Genomic DNA, 18,620 nt, shown 5'->3' with positions numbered 1-18,620 from the left:
GTACCTCAGCCCACCATCGCCTCGAACCCGGCCCGAATCTTCTCCTCCGGCAATTCGTCAGCGATGAACACGATGACGCTTTCACGCGGCTCGCCTTCGGCCCATTCGGTATCCCAGTCGAAGCCGTAGAGCTTGAGCACGCCCTGAAACACCATGCGCCGGTCTTCGCCTGCGATGTTGAGCACGCCTTTGTAGCGCAGCAGTTGTTTACCGTGGTCTTCCAGCAGCGCGTTCATGAACTCGCTGAGGCGGTCCAGATCCAGTGGCTTGTCGCTGCGCAGCACAAGGCTGGTGATGCGGTCACCGGAGTTGCCGACCGGCGCCAGCGGACGCAGGACCATGCCGCCGCCCAGATCGGCGTTGAGGTTGAAGCCACGCACGTCGAGCAGTTCAGCCAGGTCGATCTTGCCATGCTCGACGATATTGATCGGCGCACGGCGGTTGATGCGGGTCAGGCGCGCGCTGAGTGCGTCAAACGCTGCGTCGTCCACCAGATCACGTTTGCTCACCAGCAGGCGGTCGGCAAAACCGATCTGTGCCTGGGCGATGGTCTGGGTCAGGTGGGTATCGGCATGAGCCGCATCAACGAGGGTGATGATGCCGTCGAGGATGTAGCGCTCGCGCAGCTCTTCATCGATGAAAAAAGTCTGGGCAACCGGTGCGGGATCGGCCAGGCCGGTGCACTCGATCACCAGCCGGTCGAAGGCGATTTCGCCACTGTCCAGCCGTTCGAGCAGCAGGTACAGCGCTTTGGTCAGGTCGGTGTGGATGGTGCAGCAGACGCAGCCGTTGGACAGGGTCATGACTTGCACAGGGTCGGTGCCCAGCAACTGGCTGTCGATGCCGGCATCGCTGAACTCGTTCTCGATCACTGCGATTTTCAGGCCGTGCTCGGCCTTGAGCAGGTGGCGCAGCAGCGTGGTTTTGCCTGCGCCCAGAAAGCCGGTCAGTACGGTAACGGGGATAGGTTGCAACTCGCTCATAAGGCTCCAGACAGGTGCAAATCGGGCTGAAATGAAAACGCGCCACAGGTAGCAGCCTGTGGCGCGTCGGGTTACACGATAACGCAGATCAGAGGATCAGCAGCACTTCGGACCGCCCTTGCCGCCGTAACGCGCCTCTTGCCGCTCCCGAAAGAACTGCTCGTAGGTCATCATCGGCTTGTCCGGGTGTGTGGTCTGCATGTGCTCGACATAGGTGTCGTAGTCCGGCATGCCCACCATCAGACGCGCGGCCTGACCAAGGTATTTCCCGAGGCGACTCAGGTCATTGAACATGGGCAAATCCTCTGTGGTTGACCATCATCACACCTGCGACGCTGGCGGCATGGCCTGAAACGGAGATTCCTTGTCGGTGCGCTCCTTCTTGCCCCAGGCGGCAATGCCGACTTTCAGGGCGTAGAACAGGATGCTGAACACCACGAACAGGAACAGGATGGTCAGGCCCGCGTTGGTGTATGCGTTGAAGATTACGTGCTGCATCTGGTCCATGGTCTTGGCCGGGGCCAGAATCTGACCGGCGTCCGCCGCTGCGCTGTACTTCTTGGCCAGCGCCAGGAAGCCCACTGCAGGGTTGGAGTCGAACAGTTTGATCAGGCCAGCCGTCACGGTGCAGATCAACAGCCACGTGGCAGGCAGCATGGTGACCCAGACATAGCGCTGACGCTTCATCTTGATCAGCACAACGCTTGCGAGCATCAGCGCGATACCGGCCAGCATCTGGTTGGAGATACCGAACAGCGGCCACAGGGTGTTGATGCCGCCCAGCGGATCGATCACGCCCTGATACAACAGATAACCCCACAACGCCACGCAGCCACCGGTGCCGATGGCGTTGGCGGTCCAGGACTCGGTACGTTTCAGAGCCGGGACGAAGCTGCCCAGCAAGTCCTGCAGCATGAAACGACCGGCACGCGTACCGGCGTCTACCGCTGTCAGGATAAACAGCGCTTCGAACAGGATCGCGAAGTGGTACCAGAACGCCATGGTGTTTTCACCCGGCAGCACCTGGTGGAGGATCTGCGCGATACCGACCGCAAGCGTCGGTGCACCACCGGCACGGGCCAGCACGGTGTTCTCGCCGATGTCCTTGGCGACCGCCGTCAGTTGCTCAGGCGTAATGGTGAAGCCCCAGCTGGTAACAGTCTGCGCGACCGTCACCACGTCGCTGCCAACCACAGCCGCAGGGCTGTTCATCGCGAAGTACACGCCCGGCTCGATCACCGAAGCGGCAACCATAGCCATGATGGCCACGAAGGACTCCATCAGCATGCCGCCGTAACCGATGTAACGGGCGTTCTTCTCGTTATCCAGCAGCTTGGGCGTGGTGCCCGAGGAAATCAGCGCGTGGAAACCGGACACCGCACCGCAGGCGATGGTGATGAACAGGAACGGGAACAGTGCGCCTTTCCAGACCGGACCGGTGCCGTTGGTGAACTGGGTCAGGGCCGGCATTTTCAGCTCCGGCGCCAGGATCAGGATACCGATCGCCAGGGCCAGGATGGTGCCGATCTTCAGGAAGGTCGACAGGTAGTCACGCGGGGCCAGCAGCAGCCAGACCGGCAGCATGGCTGCCACAAAACCGTAGCCCACCAGCATCCAGGTGATCTGCACGCCGGTAAAGGTGAACGCCGGACCCCAGGTCGGATCGGCTGCAACCAGGCCGCCGATCCAGATCGAGGCCAGCAGCAGAATCACACCGACGATGGAAATCTCACCAATGCGGCCCGGACGGATGTAGCGCATATAGACGCCCATGAACATCGCAATCGGGATGGTCGCCATGACGGTGAACATGCCCCACGGGCTCTCGGCCAGGGCCTTGACCACAATCAGCGCCAGCACCGCGAGGATGATGATCATGATCAGGAAGCAGCCGAACAAGGCGATGGTGCCGGGAATACGGCCCATTTCCTCACGGACCATGTCGCCCAGCGAGCGACCGTTACGGCGTGTGGAGAGGAACAGGATCATGAAGTCCTGCACCGCACCGGCGAGCACCACACCGGCAATCAGCCACAGCGTACCGGGCAGATACCCCATCTGCGCCGCCAGCACCGGACCGACCAGCGGGCCTGCGCCTGCGATGGCCGCAAAGTGGTGACCGAAAAGAATGTGTTTGTTGGTCGGCACATAGTCCAGACCGTCGTTGTTGACCACCGCAGGCGTTGCACGCAGCGGGTCGAGTTGCATAACGTGATTGGCGATGAAAAGACTGTAGTAACGATAAGCAACCAGATAGATGGCAACCGCTGCAACCACTATCCACAAGGCGTTGATCGCCTCTCCGCGGCGCAAGGCCACGACCCCCAGAGCACATGCTCCAACAATTGCGACGATGAGCCAGGGAACATGGCGCATCAGACTATTATTATTTTTCATTTTTTTTATTCCAGCAGAGTTGACTAGAAGGCAAGCAGTCCGAGTTTAGCGCCGTCACAGCGAAAGGCCACCCCCCACGATGGTCTAGACCGGAATTTGATCAATTAAGGCAGATACCCGGCATGGAGCGGCGCAGGCGGGCTTGTTGGCAGGTCGGAAAGAAATCTGGGGGCACCATCTGTCCGGCAACCTCTTTCAGGTCTATCGTGCAGGAACAGCCTTGATAAAACAGTCCGAAGCCTTGCACCCGGCCCACGGAATACCGCAACAAGAGAGCCCTCTCGATGACCGACTCACATGCAGATCGCCGACGCTTCAAACGCATTGCCTTCGATGCGAAGACCGACCTGACGCAAGGCGACAAAAGCTGGAAAGTGCAGTTGGTCGACCTGTCGCTCAAAGGTTTGCTCATCGAACGGCCCGAGCCCTGGACGGGCGACCCTGCCCAGGACTTTCTGGTGGATATCCACCTGAGCCCGGACGTTTACGTAAAAATGGATGTGCACCTGACCCACGACAACAATCGGCAACTGGGCTTTGTCTGTCGGCACATCGGCCTGCAGTCGATCAGCCACTTGAAACGGCTGATCGAACTGAACCTCGGCGATGAGGAAGAACTGGATCGCGAGCTGGCAGCCCTGATCGAAATCTAGTGCCCGTTACTCGAACAGCGCGTCCAGTGCCTGCTCCAGACGGGTCACGCCAATGATCTGAAAGCCTGGAGGCGCCTCTTTCGGCGCATTGGCCTTGGGCACGATGGCCCGCTTGAAGCCGTGCTTGAACGCTTCCTTGAGACGCTCCTGCCCGCTGGGCACCGGCCTGACCTCACCTGACAGCCCTACTTCGCCGAAGACCAGCAGGTCATGCGGCAGCGGTCGGTTGCGCAGGCTGGACATGACCGCTGCCATCAAGGCCAGGTCGGACGCGGTTTCCAGCACTTTCACGCCGCCGACCACGTTGAGAAACACGTCCTGATCGTGAGTCGGAATCCCACCATGCCGGTGCAGAACCGCCAGCAACATCGCCAGCCGGTTCTGGTCCAGACCCAGCGTCACGCGACGCGGGTTGGACATGTGGCTGTCGTCCACCAGCGCCTGGACTTCGACCAGCATCGGCCGGGTGCCTTCCCATGTGGCCATGACCACGCTACCCGGCACTTCTTCCTGCGCACGAGTGAGGAAGATCGCCGACGGGTTGGAGACCTCTTTCAGGCCCTTGTCGGTCATGCCGAAAACGCCCAGTTCGTTCACAGCGCCAAAGCGATTCTTCACGGCCCGCAACAGACGCAGGCGTCCATCGGACTCGCCTTCGAAATACAGCACGGTATCGACCATGTGTTCCAGTACGCGCGGCCCGGCCAGCGCGCCTTCCTTGGTCACGTGGCCGACCAGAAAGATCGCCGTGCCGCTCTGCTTGGCGTAGCGCACCAGCAAAGCAGCGCTTTCGCGCACCTGCGCCACACCGCCGGGAGCCGATTGCAGTTGCTCGGTGAAAATGGTCTGGATGGAGTCGATCACCATCACCTTCGGCTGCTCGACGCGCGCCGTGGCGATGATGGACTCGATGCAGGTCTCGGTCATCACTCGCAGCTTGTCCTGCGGCAGCCCAAGACGGCGGGCACGCATGGCGACCTGCTGCTGGGATTCTTCGCCGGTAACGTACAGCGCGGGCATGCGCTGGGCGATGTTGCACAGGGTCTGCAGCAGAATCGTGGACTTGCCGATACCGGGGTCGCCGCCGATCAACACCACGGAGCCGTCTACCAGACCGCCGCCCAGCACGCGGTCCAGCTCGGCGGAGTTGGTGGAGAAACGCGGGATCTCCTCGACACTGACCTCGGCCAGTGTCTTGATCTGCGCCTGCGCGCCGGTCCAGCTGGCACGACCACTCGGGGGAGCGGCGGCACCACTTTCAATCATGGTTTCGACAAGCGTGTTCCAGGCGCCGCAATCGCTGCACTGGCCCGCCCATTTGGGAAACGTCGCGCCGCACTCGGTGCAGCCGTACAAGCGTTTGGCCTTGGCCATGACAACCCCAGTCGTAAAAGCGCACATGATAACGCAGGTTGCCGCACCAATTGGGCGGTGGGCGACCCATAGCGCTCAAGACGGGATAAAACTTCCAAGGCTCAGTCCGGTCGATTGAACGTGCATCGGGCAGTACCTGCGTGAGTGGATTACACTCATTCGGGTCAATTTATCTGTAACAAGGAATTACTCATGAGCGTACTAAGCGAGTTCAAGGCATTCGCGGTCAAAGGTAACGTGGTCGATATGGCCGTCGGTATCATCATTGGCGCGGCATTCGGCAAGATCGTTTCGTCGTTCGTTGGCGATGTGATCATGCCGCCACTGGGCCTGTTGATCGGTGGCGTGGACTTCAGCGACCTGGCCGTCACCCTGCGGGCTGCCGACGGAGCCACCCCGGCCGTGCTGCTGGCCTACGGCAAGTTCATTCAGACAGTCATTGACTTCATCATCGTTGCATTCGCCATCTTCATGGGTGTGAAGGCCATCAACCGCCTGAAGCGTGAAGAAGCCAAGGCCCCTACCCTGCCGCCAACGCCGAGCAAGGAAGAAGTCCTGCTGGGCGAGATTCGCGACCTGCTCAAGGAGCAGAACAAGCCCGCGACGCCGATTACCGTAGACCCAGCCCGTCCGTTGTGAGCGTAACTCGTCTGCAATCAACGGCAAACTGAGTGGATCGTTCTCACGCTCCTGCGCTCAGCGTTCGATACAAGTCCTGCTGCAACCAACGAGCATGGGCATGATCGGCGTGCTTGAGATCACGCTGATCGTTCCTACGCCCCGCGTGGGAATGCCTCCCAGGACGCTCCGCGTCCGCTCTTGGATGTGGCGCAGATGCTAGACCAAGCTCCAGCGTTATCCACGTCATGCGCTCGGCTCACTGAATCCGCAATCTGTGCCATTTGTGACGCGTAGCGTCACGGGAGGCATGCCCACGCAGAGCGATGGGCACGATCAGTGTCGGGGCAGCCTTGTGTATAACGACGAGCGCCCTACGCGGTGTAGATGAATCGGGCCTTGCTTACCAGTACGTCTCCACCGCCACCTGACCCGGTTTGCGGGACAGGCTCAGGCGCATGTCGCGCTGTTTGAGCACGGCGCGGGTGTCGTCGATCATCTGCGGGTTGCCGCACAGCATGACCCGCGAATGCTCCGGGGTCATGGGGATGCCTGTCGCACGCTCCAGTTCGCCATTTTCAATCAGTTGCGTGATCCTGCCATTCAAGGCCCCGGGGTGCTGCTCGCGGGTAACCACAGGCAGAAACTGGAATTTATCGACGTATTCGGCCAAGTACTCACGCTGCATCAATTCGCCTATCAACTGCTGATAAGCCAGTTCCTTCGACTCGCGCACGCTGTACACCAGAACCACACGCTCGAATTTCTCCCATACCTCGAAGTCCTGCAGGATCGACAGAAACGGCGCAACACCGGTGCCTGTGGATAACAGCCACAGATCGCGACCATCGACGAAACGGTCCAGGGTCAGGTAGCCGAAGGCCTGCTTCTCGACCATCAGGCTGTCACCTTCGCGCAGGCGGCTCAGTTCGCTGGTGAACTCGCCGTCAGGCACGACGATGGAAAAGAACTCCAGAAACTCGTCATGGGGCGAAGACACCATCGAATAGGCTCGCCACACGGTGGTGCCGTCTGCCTTGGTCACGCCCAGACGCGCGAACTGCCCTGCCCTGAAGCGAAAACCGGGATCGCGCGTGGTGCGCAGGGTAAACAGGCTGGGGGTCAACGGTGTGACACGCTGAAGCGTCTGCCGGGTGAACTTGTCTTCGCTGACGGTCATGGTGTGCCTCGGGCTCCCGAATGTGAACGTTAGCGCTAAGTGTCCCGCAAAGTACGTCGGATAAACACCGGCGGTTTGTAGTGGCTTGTACCTGGTGGCGCCTGAAACGTTTAGAGCATTTGGTTCTTGCCTGCCCGGTCATGTTGCCGGCCCCCGACTAACCAGCATGAAGCAAAACGCGCTACGACGGCTGTTCCAGCCGAGATACTCCTTTTTGGGTACATAAAAGCCATCAGCCCATCCGTCTGGATATCTTCCGGCGTGCAAAATTCCCGGTGCATTTTTCCTAGACTGGATAAAAGCACAGCGATATCTCGCCATCAAAGGGTATGGAGGCGATCATGAAGAACATGGAAATCAACTCGACGGATCCGTCGAATCCCAAGGGGCTGACCGAACGGGAAATAGAAGTTCTCAAGTGGTCCGCCAAAGGCAAAACCGCAGGTGATATAGCCCTGATTCTATGCCTGAAGGAACGCACCATTCATTTTCACGTGGCCAGCGCAGTCCAGAAGTTGGGGGTGTGTAACAAGACCGCCGCCGTGGTCCAGGCGGCCTTGAGCGGCATGTTCTGACCAAGCACGCGACCGACACCAAATGGGCAGGTGTCAAAGCGCAAAAAGTACGTAAAATCACCGATCTCAGCGAGCCCGTCAGTGGACGGGCTTACGTGACACACGCACGCCTGCACAGAGTTTTCCTGCCAATGCCCTTGCTCATCAGCCCTTTCGCTCAGCTTGATCTTATTCGCCAGCCCGAACAGCAAGATGAGCCGCTTCAGGCATTCGATGCCGCTGACGAGTACCTGCTCAACCACGTGGCGGAAATCGGGCTGACCCTGCAAAGCCGGGTCCTGGTCCTTAATGACAGCTTTGGCGCTCTGGCGGCCAGCCTTGCCGCTCACGCGACTGTGGTCAGCAGCACCGACTCCTTTCTCGCCGCCCAGGGCCTTGAGAAGAACCTGACCCGCAACGGTATGGCCTACGACAGCGTGCCGCTGATTCCTGCCAGCGAGCCGTTGACCGGCCCTTTCGACTGGGTACTGATCCGGGTGCCCAAGACATTGGCGCTGCTCGAAGAGCAACTCATCCGTCTGCAAGGCCAACTGGCACCCGGCGCACGCGTGATAGCGGCGGCGATGATCAAGCACCTGCCGCGCTCGGCCGGTGACTTGCTTGAAGAATACGTAGGGCCGGTGCAGGCCTCGCTCGCGGTCAAGAAAGCCCGCCTGCTGTTCGCCACCCCAGAGATCAGGGAAATCCGGACGTCGCCCTACCCCACGCGCTACAGGCTCGACGAGCCAGCCATCGAACTGCTCAACCATGCCAACGTGTTTTGCCGGGAAGGTCTGGATATCGGTACGCGCGCATTCCTGCCTTATCTGCCGAAGAACCTCGGTTCGGCGCGCGTTGCCGATCTGGGTTGCGGCAACGGCGTGCTGGCGATTGCCAGTGCACTGGAGAACCCGCAGGCGCATTACACGCTGGTCGACGAGTCATACATGGCCGTGCAGTCAGCTGCCGAAAACTGGCAGGCCAGTCTGGGCGACCGGGAGGTGGTTATCCGAGCGGCCGACGGGCTGGCGGGACAGGAACCGGACTCGCTGGATGTGGTGCTGTGCAACCCGCCCTTCCACCAGCAACAGGTGGTCGGCGACTTTCTGGCCTGGCGCATGTTCCAGCAGGCCCGCGCCGCACTTGTCACAGGCGGCGCGCTGTACATCGTCGGCAATCGCCATCTGGGCTATCACACCAAGCTGTCCCGCCTGTTCCGGGGCGTCGAGCAGGTCGCGGCAACGCCCAAGTTCGTGATTCTGAAAGCCCGCAAGTAACGCCCCACTTTCTCGCAGCCAAAAAAAACCCTCCGAAACCGGAGGGTTTGTAAAACGTGTCCGTGGACACGGTGTGGGAATGCTTTCAGTGACGATCAGTGCGTCGTCAGGCCCGCAGCGCTCATGAACATCCGCATCAGGCTGGCGACGATAAACAGCGCAGTCACACTGCCCGCCCAGATGCCGACCAGCCAGGCCAGTCGTTGCCAGAGCGGCTTGCTCAGCGCCGGATCCGGGTCGTGCATGGAGTTCTTGCCAGACATGATCAATCTCCTCTGTTCGGACTAGTGATAACCGTCTTCAGCAGTGACTTTGCCGCGGAACACGTAGTAGCTCCAGAAGGTGTATCCGAGGATGAACGGGATGATGAACAGCGTGCCGACCAGCATGAAGCCCTGGCTTTGCGGCGGCGCGGCAGCTTCCCAGATCGAAACGGACGGCGGAATGATGTTCGGCCACAGGCTGATGCCCAACCCGCTGTAGCCCAGGAAGATCAGCAGCAGGGTCAGCAGGAACGGCGTGTAATGCGCGTTGCGGGCCACGGCCTTGAACAGCCCGTACATGGTCACCAGCACCAGAATCGGCACCGGCATGAACCAGACCAGATTCGGCATGCTGAACCAGCGATGCGCGATGTCGGCGTGGGCCAGTGGCGTCCACAGGCTGATCACGCCCATCACCACCAGCACAGCCACCGCCAGAGGACGTGCCAGATCATGCATCGCTTTCTGCAACGGCCCTTCGGTCTTCATGATCAGCCAGGTGCAGCCCAGCAGTGCATAAGCCACGATCAGCGCCAGACCGCAGAACATCGGGAACGGTGCCAGCCAGTCGAGTGAGCCGCCTGCGAACTGACGATTCGCTACCGGAATGCCCTCGATGAACGCGCCCAGTGCCACGCCCTGAAAGAACGTCGCGGCCAGAGAACCGCCGATGAAGGCCTTGTCCCACAGATGACGTTTCTCGTCGGTCGCCTTGAAGCGGAACTCGAATGCCACGCCGCGGAAGATCAGGCCCATCAGCATGAAGATCAGTGGCAGATACAGCGCCGACAACACCACCGAATAAGCCAGCGGGAACGCGCCGAACAACGCGGCGCCACCCAGTACCAGCCAGGTTTCGTTACCGTCCCAGACCGGCGCGACGGTATTCATCATCACGTCGCGGTCGGAACTGTCTTTCATGAACGGGAAGAGAATCCCGATACCCAGGTCGAAGCCGTCCATCACGACGTACATCATGATGCCGAAGATGATGATGACGGCCCAGATCAGCGGAAGATCGATACCCATGGCTTAATTCCCCTTGCCGAGCGCGTCAACGTTGTCGCCGTCTTCTGCGCCTTCAACGGCGGCGGAGAGCGGACGGGCCGGTGTACGTTTCTGACCGGGACCACCTTGCGGCACATGCTCGACGTACGCTTTGGGGCCTTTGCGCACCAGACGCATCATGTAGCCCAGACCAGCGCCGAACAGTACAAAGTAGACCACCACGAACAACACCAGGGTGATGCTCATCTGCGCGAAGCTGTGGTTGGACGAAGCATCGGCGGTGCGCATCAGGCCGTAGACGACCCACGGCTGGCGGCCGATTTCGGTGGTGAACCAGCCTGCGAGAATAGCTACCAGACCGGACGGCCCCATCCACAAGGCCAGGTACAGGAACGGACGCGACTGATAGAGCGTGCCCCGCTTGCGCAGCCACAGGCTCCACAGACCGGTCAGGATCATCAGCATGCCCAGCGCAACCATGACCCGGAACGACCAGAACACAATGGTCGAATTCGGCCGGTCTTCAGGTTTGAATTCCTTCAGCGCCGGGACCTGCTTGTCCAGGCTGTGGGTCAGGATGAGGCTGCCAAGGTACGGAATTTCCACTGCGTACTTGGTGCGCTCTTCCTTCATGTCGGGAATGCCGAACAGGATCAGCGGGGTCGGTTCGTCACCGATGTTTTCCCAGTGACCTTCAATGGCGGCAATCTTGGCTGGCTGATGCTTGAGCGTATTCAGACCGTGGAAGTCGCCCACAACCGCCTGGATCGGTGCAACGATCAGCGCCATCCACATCGCCATCGAAAGCATCTTGCGTACCGCTGGCGTATCACGACCACGAAGCAGGTGCCAGGCAGCCGACGAGCCGACAAAGAACGCAGTCGCGACGAAGGCGGCAATCGCCATGTGCGTCAGGCGATAAGGGAATGATGGGTTGAAGACCACCGCGAACCAGTCGGTCGGAATCACGCGACCGTCGATGATTTCGAAGCCCTGCGGGGTCTGCATCCAGCTGTTGGACGACAGAATCCAGAACGTGGAAATCAGGGTGCCGATGGCGACCATCACGGTGGAGAAAAAGTGCAGTTTGCGCCCGACGCGGTTCCAGCCGAACAGCATCACACCGAGAAAGCCTGCTTCAAGGAAGAACGCGGTCAACACTTCGTACGTCAGCAACGGCCCTGTGACCGCGCCTGCGAAGTCCGAGAAGCGGCTCCAGTTGGTGCCGAACTGATAGGACATGACCAGACCGGAAACCACCCCCATGCCGAAGTTGACGGCAAAGATCTTGGACCAGAAGTGGTAAAGGTCTCGATACACATCTTCGCGGGTCTTCAGCCACAGGCCTTCGAGCACAGCCAGGTAACTTGCCAGACCGATGGTGATGGCAGGAAACAGGATGTGGAACGAAATCGTGAATGCGAACTGAATTCGGGCGAGATCGATAGCCTCTAAACCGAACATAAGTGTTCCTCTCTCAGGTGAAACCGGCTGTTGGCAGCGAGCCAACAGTGACTGCCCCCACGTTATGGAGTGCTTATCTTTCTATTTGTTCTGATGACGTACGCAGGGATTGGGGGGTTGGCTCACATCAGCGGTCATTGCGCAATGACACGGGTCAACCGACAGGTAAAGAGTAGTCCCATTCAGCCACTTGAGCCGTGTGGTCTTTTGTCGCGTGGCGGGATGACTCACCCGGCAGGAATGATGCTTCTCTCAAACGAACCGGCCAGCCCGTGACGCTCCGCGTCACCTCAACAACGGACGCGGAGCGTCCCGAGAGGCGTTACCACGCAGAGCGTGGGAACGATCACAGGCATTGAACACACCTATCATGCCCTTGCTCCGCGTCACCTCAACAGTGCACGCGGAGCATCCCGAGAGGCGTTCCTGATGGGTTACAACAGCTTGTCCAGCGTGATCGGGAACTCGCGGATGCGTTTGCCGGTGGCGTGGTAGATGGCATTGGCAATCGCTGCGGGAACACCCACGATGCCGATTTCGCCTACGCCCTTGGAACCCAGCGCATTGACGATTTCGTCGTGTTCTTCGACGAACAGCACGTCGATGTCGCCAATGTCCGCATTCACCGGAATATGGTACTCGGCCAGGCTGTGGTTCATTGGCCGTCCCAGACCGTGATCGACCATAGCCTCTTCCTGCAAGGCCATGCCCATGCCCCAAACCACGCCACCAAGGATCTGACTGCGCGCCATCTTGGGATTGACCACACGTCCCGCCGCAATGGCGCTGACCACACGATTGACCTTGATAGTGCCCAGGTCCTCGTCCACCAGCACTTCGACGAACACCGCCGAATGCGTGGCCGCTGCATAAGCTTCACGTTTCTTGTCCGGTTCCGCGTCAACCTGAACCTCGATTACACCGCTGGCTTGAGCAGCCGCCAGTTCAGCAATCGACACAACCTGATCGCCCAGATGCAGGCTGCCCGACTCAAAGCGCACCTGATCCGGCGTGGTCGAGGCGTGTTGCGGGTACAGGCCCTTGGCGACTTCAAGCAACTGACGCTGCAAGGCCTGACACGCCTGCTGGACCGCTGTGCCGACTGACGACACGGTGAACGAGCCGCCTTGGAGCGGCGCAGTCGGCAGCGAAGAGTCGCCCAGCAGGAAGGTGACGTCTTCCACCGCCAACCCCAGGGTTTCAGCCGCAATCTGGGTCATGACCGTGTAAGTGCCGGTGCCGATGTCAGTGGTTGCGCTGCTGACCACCAGCTTGCCGTCCGAGCCGAGACGCGCCTTGGCGCTGGCTTTCATCTGCATCGCTTCCCACACACCACCGGCCATGCCCCAGCCCACCAGTTGGCGGCCTTGGCGCATGCTGCGGGGTTCAGGGTTGCGACGCTCCCAGCCAAAGCGCTCGGCGCCCTGTGCATAACATTCACGCAGCTCCTTGCTGGAATACGGCTTGTCCTCGTTGCCATTGCGCTCGGCGAAATTGGTCAGACGCAGGCGTACAGGATCGATAGCCAGCGCACACGCCAGTTCATCCATCGCGCATTCCAGGCCGATCAGGCCCAACGCGGCACCCGGCGCACGCATGTCCAAGGGCGTGTAAACGTCCAGCGGCACCAGCTTGTAGGTCAACTGCACGTTGTCGCATTGATAGAGCATGCCGCTCCATTCCACGACGTGCTCGGTGAAGTCCTCGAAGCGTGACGTCTGGCCGATGGCTTCGTGACCGACGGCGAGCAAACGCCCGTTGGCAGCAGCGCCAAGGCGCAGGCGTTGCACGGTGCGTGGACGATAGCCAAAGGTGAACATCTGCTGACGCGTCAGCGTCACTCGCACCGAACGCTTGAGGTGCAGGGCCGCCATCACCGCCAGAGGCAGTTGATACTGCGGACGCAGACCGGAGCCGAAGGCACCGCCTACAAACGCGGCCAGCACGCGGATCTTGTCTTTCTCCAGGCCGAAGACCTTGTGCAGGTAATCCTGACAGTTCTGCGTGCCCTGGGTCTTGTCGTGGATCTGCAGGCTACCGTCGGCCTGATACAGAACGGTGGACGCATGCGGCTCCATCGGGTTGTGGTATTCGTTCGGCGTGTTGTAGGTCACGTCGACACTCAGCGCCGAGCTGGCCAGTTCGCCTTCGAAGTTGCCACGCGGCTTGGGCAGGCTGGACGACACGTCGTGAGCCTGCTCCAGGTCGGCCTGCAGGTCAGTCTGGTGTGCCTGCTGCTCGTATTCGATGCGAATCAGCGAACCTGCGTGCCGGGCCATTTCCAGCGACTCGGCGACGACCAGCGCCAGCGGCTGGCCGCTGTACAGCACGTTGTCGTTATAAAGAGGCCGAAACGGAGAACCGTCTGCAGAGTCCGCGTCCTCGTAGTTCTCGTCATAGCTGGCCAGCGAAGGACGGTTGGTGTGGTCCAGAATCGCAACCACACCCGGCACCTTTAAGGCTTCGGAGGTATCGATGTTCAGCACACGGCCATTGGCGATGGTGCTGGAAACGACGCTGCCGAACAGCAGTCCGTCTTCCGGGTATTCACCGGCATACCGTGCGCCGCCGGTGACTTTCAGTTTGCCGTCGACTCGGTCCACGGGCTTGCCCATCGGGGAAAAAGGAACATTCATTGGGCAGTACCTCCCAGTGCCGCGTCGCTCAGGGCGCGGACGATCGCCCGGCGCGCCAGCTTGACCTTGAACGCGTTGTGCTCGAGCGGCTGCGCGTCAGCCAGCATGGCGTCTGCGGCAGCAGCAAAGGACTCGCGGGTGGCGGGTTTGCCGATCAGCAAACGCTCGATCTGCTTGTCGCGCCACGGTTTGTGGGCTACACCGCCAAGCGCCAGACGTGCATCGCTCACGACGTCGCCATCCAGCTCCAGCGCCGCAGCGACAGATACCAGCGCAAACGCATAGGACGCACGATCACGGACCTTCAGGTAGGTGCTGTGACTCGTGAAGCGCGGAGCAGGCAGCTCGATGGCGGTAATCAGCTCATCATCGGCCAACTGATTGTCACGTGGCGGCGCATCGCCCGGCAGACGATGGAAATCCGCGAACTCGATGGTGCGGCGACCGGCACGGCCTTCTACATGCACCACCGCTTCCAGCGCAGCCATGGCCACGCACATGTCAGACGGATGCGTCGCGACGCAATCATCACTGGCGCCGAAAATTGCGTGAATACGATTGATACCGTCTTTTGCAGGACAACCACTGCCCGGCTCGCGCTTGTTGCACGGCACGCCGGTGTCGTAGAAGTAATAGCAGCGCGTGCGCTGCAACAGGTTGCCACCGGTGCTGGCCATGTTGCGCAGTTGCGGCGATGCACCGGCCAGCAGCGCCTGGCTCAACAGCGGATACCGCTGTTCGACCAGAGCGTGCCAGGCCAGGTCGGCATTGCTGACCAGCGCGCCGATCATCAAGCCGCCTGAAGCGGTTTCAGTGACGTCCTTGAGCGGCAGATCGTTGATGTCGATCAGGTGCTCGGGACGGGCGACGTTCTCTTTCATCAGGTCGAGCAGGTTGGTACCGCCCGCGATGAAGCGTGTGGCCGGGCCGCTCAGGTCGATGGCTGCGCGGATATCGGCAGGCTTGCTGTAGGTGAACGGATTCATGCGCTCACCTTCTGTTCTTGAGTCTGGGTCTGGGTCTGGGTCTGGGTCTGGGTCTGGGTCGCGTCGTGAAACTGCGGCAAGGCTTCTTCCACGGCGGCGAGAATGTTGCTGTAGGCGCCGCAACGGCACAGGTTACCGCTCATCAGTTCCTGAATTTCTGCGCGAGTGCTGGCACGTCCTTCATTGGCAAGGCCTACGGCCGAGCAGATCTGCCCCGGCGTGCAGTAGCCGCACTGGAAAGCATCGTGCTTGATGAATGCCTGCTGCATCGGATGCAGCGTGTCGCCATCCGCCAGGCCTTCGATAGTGGTCAGTTCTGCGCCATCGCACATGATCGCCAGCGTCAGGCAGGCATTGATCCGCTTGCCGTCGCGCAGTACGGTGCAGGCACCGCATTGACCGTGGTCGCAGCCTTTCTTGGTGCCGACCAGATCGAGTCGGTCGCGCAACAGGTCAAGCAAGGTGGTCCAGGGCTGTACATCGAGTTGACGCAGTTGCCCATTGAGGGTCAGCGAGATCGCATGACCTGCGACATCCTTGGGAATCGGGTTCGTAGCATTCATGGAAACCTCACGGTAGGTACTCATTCAGCGCATTTTTATGCGTCTTAGGGGGTACGACTTCGCATGATTTGCAACGTTCAGGGTTTCTCGGCAGCGATAGACAGGCGTGCAGATCATCCAAAAGCCGTCATCCACGCGCACCCATCGTGTTTGGCTGCTGGTATGATGCGCGGCTTTTTCCGACCCGCATCAATTCGCGGGCTGCCCGGGCAGCCTGTGCTTTGCTGTTGGAGTTGAATCATTCACGACGCAGGCCGCGTCACGGGGAGCCAGACATGCTGGAAAGGCTGTTTCAACTCAAGGCACACAACACCAACGTGAGGACTGAAATCCTCGCGGGCGTCACGACGTTCCTGGCGATGGCTTACATCCTGTTCGTCAACCCGAGCATCCTCGGCGCAACCGGCATGGACAAGGGCGCTGTGTTCGTGGCGACCTGTCTGGCCGCCGCCATCGGCTCGGCCGTGATGGGCCTGATCGCCAACTACCCGATTGCCCTGGCACCGGGCATGGGCCTGAACGCCTTCTTCACCTACACCGTGGTTCTGCACATGGGCCACACCTGGCAGGTCGCACTGGGTGCGGTATTCCTGTCGGCGGTGATGTTCTTTCTGTTATCGATCTTCCGCATCCGCGAGTGGATCATCAATAGCATCCCCTTGCCCCTGCGTTCGGCCATTGCGGCCGGTATCGGCCTGTTTCTGGCGCTGATTGCCCTGCAGAACGCCGGTCTCGTGGCCAGCCACCCGGTCACCATGCTCACCATGGGCGATCTCAAGCAGCCCGCACCGATTCTGGCGACGCTGGGCTTCTTTCTGATCGTTGCACTGGACAAGCTCAAGGTCAAAGGCGCAGTGCTGATCGGCATTCTGGCGGTCACCATTGCTTCGATTGCGTTGGGCTTCAGTGAATTTGGCGGAGTCGTATCAATGCCGCCATCGCTGGCGCCGACCTTTATGCAACTGGACATCATGGGCGCACTGGACGTCGGTCTGGTCAGCATCATCTTCGCCTTCCTGTTCGTGGACATCTTCGACAACTCCGGCACCCTGATCGGCGTGGCCAAGCGCGCCGGACTGATGGGCAAGGACGGTCACATGCCGAAAATGGGCCGCGCACTGATCGCTGACAGTACGGCGGCAATGGCCGGTTCGTTGCTCGGCACCTCGACCACCACCAGCTACATCGAATCCGCAGCCGGTGTGAGCGCCGGTGGCCGTACCGGCCTGACGGCCATCGTGGTGGCCGTGCTTTTCCTGCTCGCGTTGTTCTTCGCGCCACTGGCCAGCAGCGTGCCGATCTATGCGACCGCACCTGCCCTGCTGTTCGTTGCGGTGCTGATGGCCTCGGGCATGGCCGAAATCGACTGGGACGACATCACCGTCGCCGCGCCTGTGGTGATTACGACGCTGGCGATGCCCTTCACCTATTCCATCGCCAATGGCATTGCCTTTGGTTTCATTTCCTGGACAGCGATCAAACTGTTGTCGGGTCGCGGGCGTGAGCTGAATGCCGCGCTGGTGATCCTGTCGATCCTGTTCGTGATCAAGCTGGGCTGGTTCAACGCATGAGTGTTCCTTTCGACCCCGCAAGCTATGAAACTCAGCTTGCAGAAAAGACCGTACGCCTGCGCGAACTGCTGGCACCTTTCGACGCGCCTGAACCTCAGGTATTCGATTCGCCACGCGAGCATTACCGCCTGCGCGCCGAGTTCCGCCTGTGGCGCGAAGACCAGAAGCGTTATTACGCGATGTTCGCGCCGGGCGACAACAGGACGCCGATCCTGCTCGACGGTCTGCCGATTGCCAGCGAGCGTATCAATGCGCTGATGCCGGTGCTGCGCGAGCGCTGGGAAGCCAGCCCGAACCTGAACCACAAGCTGTTCCAGGTGGACTTCCTGACCACCCTGGCGGGCGATGCGATGATCACCCTGTGTTATCACCGCCCGCTGGACGAGGTCTGGCAGGCTGAAGCCGAGCAACTGGCAGCCGACCTGAACGTGAGCCTGATTGGTCGCTCCAAGGGTCAGCGTCTGGTCATCGGGCATGACTACGTGACCGAGAAGCTTGACGTTGCCGGTCGCACCTTCAGTTATCGCCAGCCGGAAGGCGCGTTCACCCAGCCCAACGGCACCGTGAACCAGAAGATGCTCGACTGGGCGTATGACGCGCTGGGCGAGCGCAGTGACGATCTGCTGGAGCTGTATTGCGGCAACGGCAACTTCACCCTGCCGCTGGCCACTCGGGTGCGCAAGGTACTGGCGACCGAAATCAGCAAGACCTCGGTCAATGCTGCGCTGAGCAACCTAGAAGACAACGCGGTCGACAACGTCACACTGGTGCGCCTGTCGGCCGAAGAGCTGACCCAGGCATTGAACGAGGTGCGTCCGTTCCGCCGTCTGCAGGGTGTGGACCTCAAGAGCTACGAGTTCGGCAGCGTGTTCGTCGATCCGCCGCGCGCCGGTATGGACGCAGACACCTGCGAGCTGACCCGCCGCTTCGAGCGCATCCTGTACATCTCCTGCAACCCGGAAACCCTGGCCGCCAACATCGCCCAGTTGCACGACACCCACCGGGTCGAGCGCTGTGCATTGTTTGACCAGTTTCCGTATACCCACCACATGGAATCGGGTGTGTTGCTGGTCAGGCGCTGACACTCCGCACC

At 60.6% G+C, this 18,620-nt stretch carries 17 protein-coding genes; 6 read left to right on the top strand and 11 right to left on the bottom strand.

Features of this window, described 5'->3' with window-relative positions; all coding sequences use genetic code 11:
* Nucleotides 1-5: 5 nt before the first annotated feature.
* The 3 genes from yjiA to CFBP1590_RS04655 all read right to left on the bottom strand — a co-directional run bounded on the left by yjiA (nt 6) and on the right by CFBP1590_RS04655 (nt 3,380).
* Nucleotides 6-983, bottom strand: a complete 978-nt coding sequence (yjiA, locus tag CFBP1590_RS04665; RefSeq protein WP_029243810.1) for a GTPase — start codon at nt 981-983, stop codon at nt 6-8.
* Nucleotides 984-1,079: 96 nt separating this feature from the next.
* The gene (locus tag CFBP1590_RS04660; protein ID WP_004884022.1) at nt 1,080-1,277 is read right to left on the bottom strand and encodes a YbdD/YjiX family protein; all 198 of its coding nucleotides are present in this window, start codon (nt 1,275-1,277) and stop codon (nt 1,080-1,082) included.
* 27 nt (nt 1,278-1,304) lie between these two features.
* Nucleotides 1,305-3,380 carry a carbon starvation CstA family protein gene (locus CFBP1590_RS04655; protein WP_025995639.1) on the bottom strand — a complete coding sequence of 692 codons (2,076 nt, stop codon included), beginning with the start codon at nt 3,378-3,380 and terminating at the stop codon, nt 1,305-1,307.
* A gap of 284 nt (nt 3,381-3,664) precedes the next feature.
* On the opposite strand from CFBP1590_RS04655, the gene CFBP1590_RS04650 reads away from it, so the two are divergent.
* Nucleotides 3,665-4,033: a PilZ domain-containing protein gene (locus CFBP1590_RS04650; protein WP_004884018.1), complete on the top strand. Its 369-nt coding sequence runs from the start codon at nt 3,665-3,667 to the stop codon at nt 4,031-4,033.
* Between the two features lie 6 nt (nt 4,034-4,039).
* On the opposite strand, the gene radA is transcribed toward CFBP1590_RS04650, so the two are convergent.
* Entirely contained in the window at nt 4,040-5,407 is a 1,368-nt protein-coding gene (radA, locus tag CFBP1590_RS04645; RefSeq protein WP_029243809.1) for a DNA repair protein RadA, read from the bottom strand.
* Between the two features lie 192 nt (nt 5,408-5,599).
* Here radA and mscL point away from each other — a divergent pair, with 192 nt between their 5' ends.
* Nucleotides 5,600-6,046 (top strand): large-conductance mechanosensitive channel protein MscL, encoded by a 447-nt coding sequence (gene mscL, locus CFBP1590_RS04640; protein WP_004884015.1) that lies wholly within the window; start codon nt 5,600-5,602, stop codon nt 6,044-6,046.
* Between the two features lie 382 nt (nt 6,047-6,428).
* Here mscL and CFBP1590_RS04635 read toward each other — a convergent pair whose 3' ends face one another.
* Nucleotides 6,429-7,205: a ferredoxin--NADP reductase gene (locus CFBP1590_RS04635; RefSeq protein ID WP_029243808.1), complete on the bottom strand. Its 777-nt coding sequence runs from the start codon at nt 7,203-7,205 to the stop codon at nt 6,429-6,431.
* 341 nt (nt 7,206-7,546) lie between these two features.
* On the opposite strand from CFBP1590_RS04635, the gene CFBP1590_RS04630 reads away from it, so the two are divergent.
* Together CFBP1590_RS04630 and CFBP1590_RS04625 are read left to right on the top strand one after the other, a co-directional pair.
* Nucleotides 7,547-7,780, top strand: coding sequence for a helix-turn-helix domain-containing protein (locus CFBP1590_RS04630; protein WP_004884008.1), 234 nt, complete (start codon nt 7,547-7,549; stop codon nt 7,778-7,780).
* 131 nt (nt 7,781-7,911) lie between these two features.
* Nucleotides 7,912-9,036 carry a methyltransferase gene (locus tag CFBP1590_RS04625; RefSeq protein ID WP_029243807.1) on the top strand — a complete coding sequence of 375 codons (1,125 nt, stop codon included), beginning with the start codon at nt 7,912-7,914 and terminating at the stop codon, nt 9,034-9,036.
* A gap of 95 nt (nt 9,037-9,131) precedes the next feature.
* On the opposite strand, the gene CFBP1590_RS04620 is transcribed toward CFBP1590_RS04625, so the two are convergent.
* The 6 genes from CFBP1590_RS04620 to CFBP1590_RS04595 form a co-directional block, all read right to left on the bottom strand.
* The gene (locus tag CFBP1590_RS04620; RefSeq protein ID WP_004884005.1) at nt 9,132-9,299 is read right to left on the bottom strand and encodes a DUF2474 domain-containing protein; all 168 of its coding nucleotides are present in this window, start codon (nt 9,297-9,299) and stop codon (nt 9,132-9,134) included.
* Nucleotides 9,300-9,320: 21 nt separating this feature from the next.
* A complete protein-coding gene (cydB, locus tag CFBP1590_RS04615; RefSeq protein WP_029243806.1) occupies nt 9,321-10,328 on the bottom strand; it encodes a cytochrome d ubiquinol oxidase subunit II in 1,008 nt (335 codons plus the stop codon).
* A 3-nt stretch (nt 10,329-10,331) separates the two neighbouring features.
* The gene (locus CFBP1590_RS04610) at nt 10,332-11,771 is read right to left on the bottom strand and encodes a cytochrome ubiquinol oxidase subunit I (protein WP_004884000.1); all 1,440 of its coding nucleotides are present in this window, start codon (nt 11,769-11,771) and stop codon (nt 10,332-10,334) included.
* A gap of 434 nt (nt 11,772-12,205) precedes the next feature.
* Entirely contained in the window at nt 12,206-14,407 is a 2,202-nt protein-coding gene (locus tag CFBP1590_RS04605; RefSeq protein ID WP_088234557.1) for a xanthine dehydrogenase family protein molybdopterin-binding subunit, read from the bottom strand.
* On the bottom strand, nt 14,404-15,393 hold the full coding sequence (locus CFBP1590_RS04600; protein WP_088234556.1) for an FAD binding domain-containing protein: 990 nt from the start codon (nt 15,391-15,393) through the stop codon (nt 14,404-14,406). The genes CFBP1590_RS04605 and CFBP1590_RS04600 overlap by 4 nt, the downstream gene beginning before the upstream one ends.
* A complete protein-coding gene (locus tag CFBP1590_RS04595; RefSeq protein ID WP_231991825.1) occupies nt 15,390-15,956 on the bottom strand; it encodes a (2Fe-2S)-binding protein in 567 nt (188 codons plus the stop codon). The genes CFBP1590_RS04600 and CFBP1590_RS04595 overlap by 4 nt, the downstream gene beginning before the upstream one ends.
* A gap of 275 nt (nt 15,957-16,231) precedes the next feature.
* Here CFBP1590_RS04595 and CFBP1590_RS04590 point away from each other — a divergent pair, with 275 nt between their 5' ends.
* Both CFBP1590_RS04590 and trmA read left to right on the top strand, forming a co-directional pair.
* Nucleotides 16,232-17,527, top strand: coding sequence for an NCS2 family permease (locus CFBP1590_RS04590; protein WP_088234554.1), 1,296 nt, complete (start codon nt 16,232-16,234; stop codon nt 17,525-17,527).
* The gene (trmA, locus tag CFBP1590_RS04585; RefSeq protein WP_058432666.1) at nt 17,524-18,609 is read left to right on the top strand and encodes a tRNA (uridine(54)-C5)-methyltransferase TrmA; all 1,086 of its coding nucleotides are present in this window, start codon (nt 17,524-17,526) and stop codon (nt 18,607-18,609) included. Before CFBP1590_RS04590 ends, trmA begins: the two co-directional genes overlap by 4 nt.
* Nucleotides 18,610-18,620 lie beyond the last annotated feature (11 nt).

It is taken from the genome of Pseudomonas viridiflava (assembly GCF_900184295.1).
Taxonomy (GTDB): domain Bacteria; phylum Pseudomonadota; class Gammaproteobacteria; order Pseudomonadales; family Pseudomonadaceae; genus Aquipseudomonas; species Aquipseudomonas viridiflava.
This window is presented reverse-complemented; position numbering and strand designations above follow the sequence as displayed.

Coding starts and splice junctions, on each gene's coding strand:
- yjiA (WP_029243810.1), bottom strand. CDS start 983: ATGAGCGAGTTGCAACCTATCCCCGTTACCGTACTGACCGGCTTTCTG.
- CFBP1590_RS04660 (WP_004884022.1), bottom strand. CDS start 1,277: ATGTTCAATGACCTGAGTCGCCTCGGGAAATACCTTGGTCAGGCCGCG.
- CFBP1590_RS04655 (WP_025995639.1), bottom strand. CDS start 3,380: ATGAAAAATAATAATAGTCTGATGCGCCATGTTCCCTGGCTCATCGTC.
- CFBP1590_RS04650 (WP_004884018.1), top strand. CDS start 3,665: ATGACCGACTCACATGCAGATCGCCGACGCTTCAAACGCATTGCCTTC.
- radA (WP_029243809.1), bottom strand. CDS start 5,407: ATGGCCAAGGCCAAACGCTTGTACGGCTGCACCGAGTGCGGCGCGACG.
- mscL (WP_004884015.1), top strand. CDS start 5,600: ATGAGCGTACTAAGCGAGTTCAAGGCATTCGCGGTCAAAGGTAACGTG.
- CFBP1590_RS04635 (WP_029243808.1), bottom strand. CDS start 7,205: ATGACCGTCAGCGAAGACAAGTTCACCCGGCAGACGCTTCAGCGTGTC.
- CFBP1590_RS04630 (WP_004884008.1), top strand. CDS start 7,547: ATGAAGAACATGGAAATCAACTCGACGGATCCGTCGAATCCCAAGGGG.
- CFBP1590_RS04625 (WP_029243807.1), top strand. CDS start 7,912: ATGCCCTTGCTCATCAGCCCTTTCGCTCAGCTTGATCTTATTCGCCAG.
- CFBP1590_RS04620 (WP_004884005.1), bottom strand. CDS start 9,299: ATGTCTGGCAAGAACTCCATGCACGACCCGGATCCGGCGCTGAGCAAG.
- cydB (WP_029243806.1), bottom strand. CDS start 10,328: ATGGGTATCGATCTTCCGCTGATCTGGGCCGTCATCATCATCTTCGGC.
- CFBP1590_RS04610 (WP_004884000.1), bottom strand. CDS start 11,771: ATGTTCGGTTTAGAGGCTATCGATCTCGCCCGAATTCAGTTCGCATTC.
- CFBP1590_RS04605 (WP_088234557.1), bottom strand. CDS start 14,407: ATGAATGTTCCTTTTTCCCCGATGGGCAAGCCCGTGGACCGAGTCGAC.
- CFBP1590_RS04600 (WP_088234556.1), bottom strand. CDS start 15,393: ATGAATCCGTTCACCTACAGCAAGCCTGCCGATATCCGCGCAGCCATC.
- CFBP1590_RS04595 (WP_231991825.1), bottom strand. CDS start 15,956: ATGAATGCTACGAACCCGATTCCCAAGGATGTCGCAGGTCATGCGATC.
- CFBP1590_RS04590 (WP_088234554.1), top strand. CDS start 16,232: ATGCTGGAAAGGCTGTTTCAACTCAAGGCACACAACACCAACGTGAGG.
- trmA (WP_058432666.1), top strand. CDS start 17,524: ATGAGTGTTCCTTTCGACCCCGCAAGCTATGAAACTCAGCTTGCAGAA.